Below are 9,198 nucleotides of genomic sequence, written 5' to 3'. Positions count from 1 at the left end.
CTTCCACGCCGGCGATGAAGTCCCCTTCATCGCCCGCCGCTGGCCGACTTCTTCAACAGCCTGCTAACGGCGTCGCGGTCAGACTGACGGGCCGGGCCTTCCTCGAACGTTGGCTCGGTCCGCCAACGAGCGCCGTCCCACTCCCCCACCGCGCCGACCAGTCCGCATAGATCTCAATCCGCTTGCTGCCTCAGCCGGTCAGTCCCTCCGCAAAGTCATCAGGCACCTCACCGAATTGACCGAGGATCGTCGCGCTCTCCAGTTCGCCCGTCTCGTCGTCGGCTACGATCCGGAGCGCAGCGGTGCCGGGGTTCCGGCCGGCCATGGCCTCCGCCCGCTTCAGTGCTCCGCTCTCGGTCGGCGCAAGCTGCCGCTCCCCTGGCCCGAGGCGCTTCCGCTTGATCACGAACGTCTGCACCAAGAACGTCGTCTTCATACCCATGATCGTTGTCCCTAAGCCGCTTGGCGCTCGTCGCGCACATCCTTGAAATCCAGCGTGCCGACGTGTCGGCCCTTGCTGTCGTGAACGTCGACGATCCAGCCCGCCCAATCGAGGCGGCCGCCGCAGCTCCGCATGACCTCGCGCGCGACGCGCTCGGCGTGACCCCAGATCAGCAGCGGATCAGCCACCCGCTTGCCGACCCGATCGAAAACGGCGTGCCGACCATCGGTACAGTGAAAGCGGTAACGATCGGCAGGCATTCGCTTTCCCCAACGCTGTCCACAGGCATGCACAGGCTCGCGAGATTGCCCGCCGCGCTGGATTGAAGCCGGCACGCCTATGATGTTTGTTCTTCGTCTGTTCTCATACCGGGGCGAGACGTGGACGTCTATCGGATCGGCGAATTGGCCGCGGGCTCGGGAGCGCTTGTCCACATACCCATCCTGGGCCAGTACCTCTGTGCTGGCTTTCCCTCGCCGGCCGACGACTTCCTGGAGGGCGCGCTGGAGCTGCCGCGCTGGCTCGCACCGAACCCGCCCGCGACCTTCGCCTGGAACATCTCCGGCGACAGCATGCGCGGCGCCGGCATCTTCGACCGTGATCTCGCGGTCGTCGATCGCAGCCTCAAGGCCGGGCACGGCAGCGTCGTGGTCGCGGCCATCGACGGCGAGATGTCGATCAAGCGCCTCGTCATCGACGGCAACGTCCCGCGCCTCGCCTTCGACAACCCGGACCTGCCCGCCTTCGCGGTCGAGGAGATGGCCGCCGGCGAGATCTGGGGTGTTGTGCGCTTCTCGATCCGTTGGCACATCGCCCGCGCCGGGCAGGTGCGATGAGCCGCGCCATCGCGCTGATCGACGGCAACAGCTTCTACTGCTCCTGCGAGCGGGTGTTCGATCCGAAGCTCGCGGCCGTGCCGGTGATCGTGCTGTCCAATAACGATGGTTGCGCCATCGCCCGCACCGCCGAGGCGAAGGCACTCGGGATCCGCATGGGCGAGCCCTATTTCAAGATCCGCGACCTGTGCCGGCGCCAGGGCGTGCGCGTCTTCTCCTCGAATTACACGCTCTACGGCGACATGTCGGCCCGCACCAACGCGGTCTACCGCGACTTCGCCCGAGCGGTGGAGATCTACTCGATCGACGAGAGCTTCCTCGACCTCTCGGACGTGCGCGAACATGAGCGCCTGGAGCTCGCACGGGACTTGCGCTCCACGGTGCGGGCCTGGACCGGAATCCCGACCTGCGTGGGCATCGGCCCGACCAAGACGCTCGCCAAGCTCGCCAACCATATCGCCAAGAGCATTCCCGAGCTCGGCGGCGTCTGCGACCTCTCGGACGAGGATGAGCGCGCGGCCTGGCTCTGTCGCGTCCATGTCGGCGAGGTCTGGGGCATCGGGCGCGCCTCGCTCGCCAAGCTGGAGGCCATGGGCGTCGACACGGTGGCGGACCTGCGCGACCTCGATCCACGCCCGGTGCGCAAGGCGATGACGGTGGTGGGCGAGCGCATCATCCACGAGCTGCGTGGCCTCGCTTGCCTGCCGCTGGAACTCCTGCCGGCCCAGCGCAAGGGCTGCGCCGTCACCCGCTCGTTCTCGAAGCGCATCGAGGACCGCGCCACGCTGGAGGAGGCGGTCGCGGCGCACGCGACGCGCCTCGGTGAGAAGCTGCGGCGGGGTGGGCTCGGCACCTCGCACGTCACGGTCTTCTATCACACCAGCGAACACGATCGCGGCGAGCCGATGCGCTCGGTCTCGACCACCGTGACGCTGCCTGAGGCGACGAACGACACGCTGGCGCTCATCAAAGCGGCGCGGCTAGGCGTCGAGAAGACGTGGCGCGAGCCCGGCGAGCGGCCCTGGCGCTACAGCAAGGCCGGTGTGGTGACGACGGACCTGATGCTGCTGAGGGACAGCCCGCGGGCGCTGATCGGGCAGCTCGACCGGGAGCGCTCTGGTCCGCTGATGGCGGCGATCGACATCTGCAACACGCGGTTCGGGCGCGGGACTGTCGTGCCTGCCCGCGCCGGCCTCGAGGAGAAGCGAGCCTGGAGCACGAAGTTCGAGATGCGCACGCCGCGCTACACGACCCAGTTGGCCGAGTTGCCGACGGCAATGGCCTGAGCCGCAACGGGCATCGGTAGCAGGCGTCATCTCGCGCCCTTCGGCGTCATAGCCGCGGCGTGGGTTGCGGAGATGGCGGGGAACAGGCGAGCCCTTGCCCTGCCCGAACATGCTCATGCGATGGTGTCGGCGATCGTGAAGAGAACCAGCGAGACGCCAATGAGCGACAGCAGGACCTGTGCGTCGGATACCACAATCGGCTCCCCTTCGACGCGGCTCGCAAGCCAGCGTTCGAGCCAGTCCCGCATCATCTCTTCTCCGGCCGGCCCCGTAGCAGCACTTTCCGTAGCGCGGCCTTCTTCAAGCCTTCGCTCGCGTCCGGGTCGCGCATCGTCTTTGCCAGGAATCCATTCTGCCGCAGCAATGTACCAACGATCAGCTCGTAGGAGCCGACGGGAATGCGGGTCGTTGAGGGCGTTGCAAGCCACGCCTCGACAGCGGCCCGGACCTCCTCCTCAGTCAGGGCTCCTTGTTGAAGCAGCGTCTCGATCGTCGCGGCTGATACCATGACTGACTAACATAGATCACAGCATCGGGCCGCCCAGAGCAGCCAGGCCGCCGCTCATCGCTTCTCCGGCCGCGCCAACAGGATCGCCCTAAGCACCGCCGCGCGCCTCATTTCCTCGGTGACGGCTGGCGACTCCAGAATGTCCACGGTGAGTGGGTGTCCAGCCACCGCTGCGGTGAGGTCCAGAGCGTAGCCCCGCGCGATCACGAACTCTTCGCCCGGCACACCAGCCATGAACGCCATCACCGCGACACGGACTTCGGCGTCGGAGATCGCGCCCTCCTCAACGAGGTCGCCGATGGTCGATGCTTTGCACATGGCGCGGAGGGTATGGGTGCAGAAAGTCGCCCGACAAGAGAAGACGCCGAAATCAGCCCTCATCGCTTCGCCGGCCGCGCCAAGATGATCGCGGTTTGCACCATCGTCCGCTTGAAGATGGGCGATTCGTCAGGACTCTCGAACGCCTTTCGGCTCGGCTCGTGTGTGCGAACCGCCTCGGCGAGGTCGAGGCCATAGCCCTCGCCCATCAGGAACAGCGTGGTGGTTGGGTCCGCTATGTAGGCGTCGACAGCGGCATGCAGATCCTCGGCGGTGATCGCCTTCGCCTTGAACAGCTCGCCAGTGGTGGGTGGTGATTCGGCCATAGAATGGAGGGTACAAGCCCGGACGATCGGTCGGCAAGCTGACGCAGCGGGGCGAGCCACCTCCAAACCGTGCGGGCCAGGGATGGCCGCTCAATGCGCTGCCAGCGCGAGTTCCCAAGACTCGGGTGTTCAGGCCACCTCGGTTTGTGGTCCCAGACGATCGAGCAGCGTCTGCTCATACGCAACCAGATCCTTTCCACGCTTGATTGCATGATGGTAGCGTTTCGCTTCAAGCTCTTGCTGGATAGCAAGGAGGTATGGGGCCGTGCTCGGAGCTGCTTTTAGGAGATCAGCCGCCTGCGCAAAGAACAGACCCTCCGGCTCGATCGGGTTATCCGACAAATAAATAACAGTCAATGTCAGATGTATACGCTTACACGCAGTATCGGCCTCACTTTCTGTAATTATTTCGCTTTCACGAAGGAACTTACACTGCGTTTCCATTAGAAACGAAGAGCGGCGATCACCATTGCGAATTGCGGCGCCGTTTATAATCAGGCGCTCAAAAGGCTTTAGCTCGATCCGCAGCGGCATGGCAGAAGCTCCGTTCTAGAACCACTCCCGATTATCAACTAAGTGTTAACCATGTCTCAACGCTGCTCGTCGTGAGGCGTCCTTCGCGAGAATTGTCTCAGGAAGTGCGACATCGATTAAGCCGTCTGCAACATTCGACGTGCTCTGAAGGGAAGCCGCCAAAATGGCGGTCTCTTGATCAATACGGATCACCCTATGTCTTCCAGCATTACGCTTTCGGCTGCCACGCGTCAGAACCTGCTCTCGCTGCAGGATACGGCCAACCTCCTCTCCACCACCCAGAACCGCCTCTCGACCGGCAAGAAGGTCAACTCGGCCCTCGACGACCCGACGAGCTTCTTCACCTCGCAGAGCCTGACCAGCCGCTCGTCAGACCTGAGCTCGCTCCTGAACGGGATCTCGAACGGCGTCCAGACGATCCAGGCGGCCAACCAAGGCATCACCTCGATCCAGAAGCTGGTCGACTCGGCCAAGTCCACCGCCAACCAGGCGCTGTCGGACAAGAGCGCCGTGTCGAGCGGTCTCGCGGCCACCGCCGCCACCGTGAGCGGCAGCAAGAGCTTCCAGGGCCTGGCCGGCACCCCCGACGGCACCCAGGATTTCTCCTCGCTCGGCAAGGACGGCTCGATCGACATCTCGCTCGATGGCGGCACCACCAAGTCGACGATCCGCCTCGACTCGTCCACGCTGGGCAACAACAGCAGCGACCTGACGAAAGTCTCGGCCAACCAGATCGTGTCCGCGATCAACAGCCAGATTTCCAATACCGCGGCCCTCAAGGGCAAGATCTCGGCCTCCGTCGGAAGTGATGGGCGCATCAACTTCGCGACCACCGCCGCCGGTGCGACGCAGAAGCTGTCCGTGGCCGGCTCCGCCGGCTCGACCCTGGATATCGGCTTCGGCAAGGCATCCACGGCCAAGATCGCCACCCTGACCGCCACGGGCGCAAACGTCGCCACCGCCACCGATTTCTCGGGTGGCGGTTCGGCAGCCTTCACGGTCAACGACGGCCTTAAGTCGGTCTCCGTCAAGATCGACCAGAACAGCGCGACCGATGCAAACGGCGGAACCGTCGGAACGTCGGGTGACCAGACAGAGGTGCTGGCTGCCATCAACAAGCAGCTCAAGGACGGCGGCTCGTCCGTTACCGCAAGCATCAATTCCAGCAACAAGCTCGTCTTCTCGTCGCAAGATTCCGGTCCGGATGCGCAGCTGACTGTCACGCCCGCAGCCGGCGGCATCGACTTGGGCTACGGCGGCGCTTTCGCCGCTACCGCAGGAACAGCTGCCGGTGCCAGCGGTGCCTTCACCCGCACGGGCACGGCGACGATCGCGGCACCGCCGAACTTCGCCAACGGTGCCAGCGCTCAGTTCACCGTCACCCCGTCGGGTGGGACGGCGGCCACGATCAAACTTGACGCAACCAGTCTTGATACCAGTGGAACGGCGTTGGGTAATTCACCCACGCAGGCCAAGGTTGTGGAGGCGATCAACCGCCAGCTGACAGCCGCAGGGAACACGACCACGACGGCGAGCATCACCGGCAACGCCCTCGTATTCACCGACACCAGCACGACGGCTGCCCCCACCGTAACGTTCACCGCCGATACGATCGGTCTCGGTTTCGGTGCAAATGCGGCGACCAGCGCCGGCACGTTTTCGGCCGGTACCGGAACCGCCGCGACCGGCCTATCCTCGACCGGTTCGGACGCGACCGACGGATCGGCCAAGGCCATCATCAATGGCAACTTCGCCCTTACGGCCGCCACCAACCTGAGCACCAAGAACGCGAACTTCACCATCCAGCTCGGGACCGGTCCGGCCAAGACGATCAAGGTCGACAACACCACCGGTGCCAACGCCGCCGCGACCACGAAGCAGGAAATCGTCGACTCGATCAACAAGCAGATCGGTGCGGATACGGGTCTTGCCGGGAACGTCGTGGCGAGCCTCGATGCCAACGACAAGCTCGTCATCAACACCACCTCGGCGGGTGCGAGCCAGAAGCTGACGATCCAGGCAGCTCAGGGCGCGACCGCGTCCCTCAACGCCGATATCGGCTTCGGTCTCCAGGCCTCCAGCGTGGCGGGGCAGGGGCCGGCGACGGCCATCACCTCGACCGGCACCGACAGCTCCGGCTCGACCAACTCCACCCGCGCGTCTCTGGCCAAGCAGTTCAACGAGCTGCTGAACCAGATCACCCAGCAGGCCAAGGACTCGAGCTACAACGGCGTCAACCTGCTCTACCGCAACAGCGCCGACGAGAACGAGAATACCCTCAAGGTGACCTTCAACGAGTTGGGCACCTCCAGCCTCAGCATCAAGGGCGTCAAGCTCGATGCCGACGGCCTGGGTCTGACCGCGGTGACGGGCGGCTTCCAGTCGGATGACGAGATCACCAAGACGCTCTCGGCCATCACCACGGCAACCAGCCAGCTGCGCGGCCAGGCCTCGACCTTCGGCTCGAACCTCTCGGTCGTGCAGAACCGTCAGGACTTCTCGAAGAACCTGATCACCATCCTCGACACCGGCTCCTCGAACCTCACGAGCGCCGACCTGAACGAGGAGGCGGCGAACTCGCAGGCGCTCTCGACCCGCAACTCGCTGGCGATCTCGGCGCTGTCGCTCGCCAACCAGGCGCAGCAGGGCATCCTGCAGCTCCTCCGCTAAGCGAAGCAACCTTCAACAACATGAGGCGGCCGGGCATTGTCCCGGCCGTTTCCGTTTTCCAAGTTGTCCGTAGCGAGCTCACGCGAAGGCGGAGCCGTCACACTGACTTCCGCTCACGCGCGAGCGCCCGCAGCGCCTCGGCGAACAAAGCGACCGAATCAGGTGTCACGATAAACCCGGATTCCCGCCGCTCTTCGCAGCGCTTGGCGATCTCTTCGAGTTCCGTGGCGCTGTAGCCCTGGAGCAGGCGAGGACCGTGTTCGGGCTGAGGCTTGTTCATCGCTTCACCGGCCGCGCCAGCAAGATCGCCGCGCGGACGGCGGCGCGCATGAGGTGCTCGTCTGCCAAGGGTTTAGAAAGCAGATCCTTCGCGAGCACGCTGGCGTCGATAGCCGCGTGAAGATTCAGGCTGTAGCGCGCACCGAGGTCGACCGTGTCCGCTTCTGGATCGGACACGAATATGTCGATTGCCTGCCACAGCTCTCCCCAGGAGATCGCTCCAGTCTCTATCAGCTCTTGCGTGGTCACTGATTCGGCCATGCCTCAGTTCAATGGTTGCTGGCCGTCCATGCCGAGCAGGAAGGCTCCTGCGATGACCTGATCGGTCGTCAGCTCTTTGCCTTCGAGGATGTAGAGCTGGCGCCCGCCCTCGTCGACGATCTCGAGCGGCAGCCCGCCCGCGATAAGATAGCGGATCGCGTCGCTCAGTAGCTCATCGAGAGGCGAAGGCTCAGACATGTCTCAGACCATACCGTTCACCACCGGAAATCCCAGATCGGAATGCCGGTCCGAGCGCCCGGCACGTACCGGTAGTAGGTCACCAGCCCGAAGCTGATCCGGTCCGCGAAGACGGTCTCCACCTTCCGGCTGCCGAGAACGAACGCCCCGCAGAAATCGACGCGGACCGTGCCGATCTTCGGATGCACCCCAAAGAGCTCCGGCGTCGTCCAGCCATGCTCGATGAGAGCGGCGCCGTGTCGATCGAGCGCATCGAGGGCGGCTTCGTGCATCGAAGGCCAAGCCGACGCAGAGATCCCAGGGCAGGGCGGCACGCTCGGCTTGAGGCGCGAGAACGCGTCACGCCAAGCCTGGACGTCAGATGGAGTGGGTCGTGGGGCGGGTGAGGCTGACATGGATCCGAGGCGCTTGAGGGAGCGCCGGGATAAGGGCTGGGCCAGCGTGTCGCTAGGGTGGGAAGAGCACGCTGGCTCAACCGGCAAGCCGCTACACGACCTGAGGCGACGCCAATCTCTGACGCGGCACCAGCCCCTTCGCCTCCGCGATGCAGCGATAGAGCGTCGAGCGCGCGACGTTGAAGCGTGAGGCGACCTCCTGGGCCGTCAGCACGTCGCCGGTGAGCAATGCCTGGGCCGCCGCGATGTCCTTGGCGCTCATGCTGCGCGGTCGGCCACCGCGCCGGCCTCGACGCCTTGCCTCCGCCAGCCCAGCCATCGTCCGCTCGCGGATCAGCCCGCGCTCGAACTCCGCGATGGCGCCCAGCATGTGGAAGACGAGCATCCCGCCGGGCGAGGCCGTATCGAGCTGATCGGTGACGGAAGCGAGCTCGATGCCGCGCGCCTTGAGATCGTCGGCCGTGGCGATCAGTTGCTTCAGGGAGCGGGCGAGGCGATCGAGCTTCCAGACGACGAGCGTGTCACCCTCGCGGAGGATGTCGCGGAGCAGCCGGGTCAGCTCGGGCCGGTCTACCTTCGCGCCGGATGCCTTCTCGGTGATGATGCGGGTGCAGCCGGCCTGTTTCAGCTTCTCGGTCTGCAGATCCAGGTTCTGCTCGATGGTGGATACCCGGGCGTAGCCGATGCGCATGTAGCGGAACTCGTCAGAGGGGCCGCAGAGCGCGACACCTATTCGAGATGAGTTCCAGGACGTAGGGGTTCCGAGGCAGGGCTGCGCCGTAGGCGGTCATCCACAGATCATCGCTGGCGACCGTTAGTCGGACAGGGCGCCAACGTCCTCACGCGTCGCCCTTGCCTCGTCTTTGATCTCCGAGAGATCGCGCATCACTTCGTCGGGCGATGCGTCCCCTGTCAGATAGCTTTCCAGCGTTTCAAGCACGGCTCGGTCATCAACGCCCGTCTCGAATGCGAGCAGCCCTTCCGCCGTGGAGATCATGTAAGCGACCTCGACCGCATGCTCCGGCGTGCAGGTGAACTTGCCGTCTTTCGATGTCAGCGCTTCGCTCATGTCGTAGAAACCCTCGCTATTCGGCAGCGACCGGACGGTCGTGCTGCGCGGCAACGCCGGCATCCACCTTCGCTTG

16 protein-coding genes are annotated in these 9,198 nt (G+C 64.8%); 3 read left to right on the top strand and 13 right to left on the bottom strand.

The genetic code is table 11. From position 1 onward, the window contains the following. Window positions 1-190: 190 nt before the first annotated feature. Window positions 191-442, bottom strand: a complete 252-nt coding sequence (locus F6X53_RS31295; protein ID WP_151005726.1) for a hypothetical protein — start codon at window positions 440-442, stop codon at window positions 191-193. A gap of 11 nt (window positions 443-453) precedes the next feature. Continuing rightward, a complete protein-coding gene (locus F6X53_RS34190) occupies window positions 454-702 on the bottom strand; it encodes a DUF6894 family protein (RefSeq protein WP_151005724.1) in 249 nt (82 codons plus the stop codon). A 120-nt stretch (window positions 703-822) separates the two neighbouring features. Here F6X53_RS34190 and F6X53_RS31285 point away from each other — a divergent pair, with 120 nt between their 5' ends. After that, the gene (locus F6X53_RS31285; protein ID WP_151005722.1) at window positions 823-1,278 is read left to right on the top strand and encodes a LexA family protein; all 456 of its coding nucleotides are present in this window, start codon (window positions 823-825) and stop codon (window positions 1,276-1,278) included. Next, window positions 1,275-2,564 (top strand): Y-family DNA polymerase, encoded by a 1,290-nt coding sequence (locus F6X53_RS31280; RefSeq protein ID WP_151005720.1) that lies wholly within the window; start codon window positions 1,275-1,277, stop codon window positions 2,562-2,564. The genes F6X53_RS31285 and F6X53_RS31280 overlap by 4 nt, the downstream gene beginning before the upstream one ends. Window positions 2,565-2,677: 113 nt before the next feature. Here F6X53_RS31280 and F6X53_RS32840 read toward each other — a convergent pair whose 3' ends face one another. The 5 genes from F6X53_RS32840 to F6X53_RS31260 all read right to left on the bottom strand — a co-directional run bounded on the left by F6X53_RS32840 (window position 2,678) and on the right by F6X53_RS31260 (window position 4,250). Further along, entirely contained in the window at window positions 2,678-2,815 is a 138-nt protein-coding gene (locus F6X53_RS32840; protein ID WP_191971084.1) for a hypothetical protein, read from the bottom strand. After that, a complete protein-coding gene (locus F6X53_RS31275; protein ID WP_151005718.1) occupies window positions 2,812-3,072 on the bottom strand; it encodes a hypothetical protein in 261 nt (86 codons plus the stop codon). The genes F6X53_RS32840 and F6X53_RS31275 overlap by 4 nt, the downstream gene beginning before the upstream one ends. Before the next feature lie 54 nt (window positions 3,073-3,126). After that, the gene (locus F6X53_RS31270) at window positions 3,127-3,453 is read right to left on the bottom strand and encodes a hypothetical protein (RefSeq protein WP_151005715.1); all 327 of its coding nucleotides are present in this window, start codon (window positions 3,451-3,453) and stop codon (window positions 3,127-3,129) included. Further along, window positions 3,450-3,716, bottom strand: a complete 267-nt coding sequence (locus F6X53_RS31265) for a hypothetical protein (protein ID WP_151005713.1) — start codon at window positions 3,714-3,716, stop codon at window positions 3,450-3,452. The genes F6X53_RS31270 and F6X53_RS31265 overlap by 4 nt, the downstream gene beginning before the upstream one ends. 129 nt (window positions 3,717-3,845) lie before the next feature. Further along, on the bottom strand, window positions 3,846-4,250 hold the full coding sequence (locus F6X53_RS31260) for a flagellar biosynthesis repressor FlbT (RefSeq protein WP_151005711.1): 405 nt from the start codon (window positions 4,248-4,250) through the stop codon (window positions 3,846-3,848). Between the two features lie 195 nt (window positions 4,251-4,445). Between F6X53_RS31260 and F6X53_RS31255 the strand changes: the two genes are divergently transcribed. Then, window positions 4,446-6,920: a flagellin N-terminal helical domain-containing protein gene (locus F6X53_RS31255; RefSeq protein WP_151005709.1), complete on the top strand. Its 2,475-nt coding sequence runs from the start codon at window positions 4,446-4,448 to the stop codon at window positions 6,918-6,920. Window positions 6,921-7,017: 97 nt separating this feature from the next. Here F6X53_RS31255 and F6X53_RS31250 read toward each other — a convergent pair whose 3' ends face one another. From F6X53_RS31250 to F6X53_RS31225, 6 genes are all read right to left on the bottom strand, one after another. Next, the gene (locus tag F6X53_RS31250; RefSeq protein WP_151005707.1) at window positions 7,018-7,200 is read right to left on the bottom strand and encodes a hypothetical protein; all 183 of its coding nucleotides are present in this window, start codon (window positions 7,198-7,200) and stop codon (window positions 7,018-7,020) included. Next, entirely contained in the window at window positions 7,197-7,460 is a 264-nt protein-coding gene (locus tag F6X53_RS31245; RefSeq protein ID WP_151005705.1) for a hypothetical protein, read from the bottom strand. Before F6X53_RS31245 ends, F6X53_RS31250 begins: the two co-directional genes overlap by 4 nt. A gap of 3 nt (window positions 7,461-7,463) precedes the next feature. Next, window positions 7,464-7,658: a hypothetical protein gene (locus tag F6X53_RS31240; protein ID WP_151005704.1), complete on the bottom strand. Its 195-nt coding sequence runs from the start codon at window positions 7,656-7,658 to the stop codon at window positions 7,464-7,466. A 17-nt stretch (window positions 7,659-7,675) separates the two neighbouring features. Further along, the gene (locus tag F6X53_RS31235; RefSeq protein ID WP_238297002.1) at window positions 7,676-7,930 is read right to left on the bottom strand and encodes a hypothetical protein; all 255 of its coding nucleotides are present in this window, start codon (window positions 7,928-7,930) and stop codon (window positions 7,676-7,678) included. 214 nt (window positions 7,931-8,144) lie between these two features. Then, on the bottom strand, window positions 8,145-8,744 hold the full coding sequence (locus F6X53_RS31230) for a recombinase family protein (protein ID WP_151005700.1): 600 nt from the start codon (window positions 8,742-8,744) through the stop codon (window positions 8,145-8,147). 123 nt (window positions 8,745-8,867) lie between these two features. Next, a partial coding sequence (locus tag F6X53_RS31225; RefSeq protein WP_210386431.1) for a hypothetical protein occupies window positions 8,868-9,198 on the bottom strand: 331 nt, incomplete at its 5' end.

Origin of the sequence: Methylobacterium soli, from assembly GCF_008806385.1 — a bacterium.
Lineage (GTDB): Bacteria > Pseudomonadota > Alphaproteobacteria > Rhizobiales > Beijerinckiaceae > Methylobacterium > Methylobacterium soli.
This window is presented reverse-complemented; position numbering and strand designations above follow the sequence as displayed.

What these genes read in the sequence shown, in the direction of transcription:
- F6X53_RS31295 (WP_151005726.1), bottom strand. Translation starts at nt 442, where the DNA reads ATGGGTATGAAGACGACGTTCTTGGTGCAGACGTTCGTGATCAAGCGG.
- F6X53_RS34190 (WP_151005724.1), bottom strand. Translation starts at nt 702, where the DNA reads ATGCCTGCCGATCGTTACCGCTTTCACTGTACCGATGGTCGGCACGCC.
- F6X53_RS31280 (WP_151005720.1), top strand. Translation starts at nt 1,275, where the DNA reads ATGAGCCGCGCCATCGCGCTGATCGACGGCAACAGCTTCTACTGCTCC.
- F6X53_RS32840 (WP_191971084.1), bottom strand. Translation starts at nt 2,815, where the DNA reads ATGATGCGGGACTGGCTCGAACGCTGGCTTGCGAGCCGCGTCGAAGGG.
- F6X53_RS31275 (WP_151005718.1), bottom strand. Translation starts at nt 3,072, where the DNA reads ATGGTATCAGCCGCGACGATCGAGACGCTGCTTCAACAAGGAGCCCTG.
- F6X53_RS31270 (WP_151005715.1), bottom strand. Translation starts at nt 3,453, where the DNA reads ATGAGGGCTGATTTCGGCGTCTTCTCTTGTCGGGCGACTTTCTGCACC.
- F6X53_RS31265 (WP_151005713.1), bottom strand. Translation starts at nt 3,716, where the DNA reads ATGGCCGAATCACCACCCACCACTGGCGAGCTGTTCAAGGCGAAGGCG.
- F6X53_RS31260 (WP_151005711.1), bottom strand. Translation starts at nt 4,250, where the DNA reads ATGCCGCTGCGGATCGAGCTAAAGCCTTTTGAGCGCCTGATTATAAAC.
- F6X53_RS31255 (WP_151005709.1), top strand. Translation starts at nt 4,446, where the DNA reads ATGTCTTCCAGCATTACGCTTTCGGCTGCCACGCGTCAGAACCTGCTC.
- F6X53_RS31250 (WP_151005707.1), bottom strand. Translation starts at nt 7,200, where the DNA reads ATGAACAAGCCTCAGCCCGAACACGGTCCTCGCCTGCTCCAGGGCTAC.
- F6X53_RS31245 (WP_151005705.1), bottom strand. Translation starts at nt 7,460, where the DNA reads ATGGCCGAATCAGTGACCACGCAAGAGCTGATAGAGACTGGAGCGATC.
- F6X53_RS31240 (WP_151005704.1), bottom strand. Translation starts at nt 7,658, where the DNA reads ATGTCTGAGCCTTCGCCTCTCGATGAGCTACTGAGCGACGCGATCCGC.
- F6X53_RS31235 (WP_238297002.1), bottom strand. Translation starts at nt 7,930, where the DNA reads ATGCACGAAGCCGCCCTCGATGCGCTCGATCGACACGGCGCCGCTCTC.
- F6X53_RS31230 (WP_151005700.1), bottom strand. Translation starts at nt 8,744, where the DNA reads ATGCGCATCGGCTACGCCCGGGTATCCACCATCGAGCAGAACCTGGAT.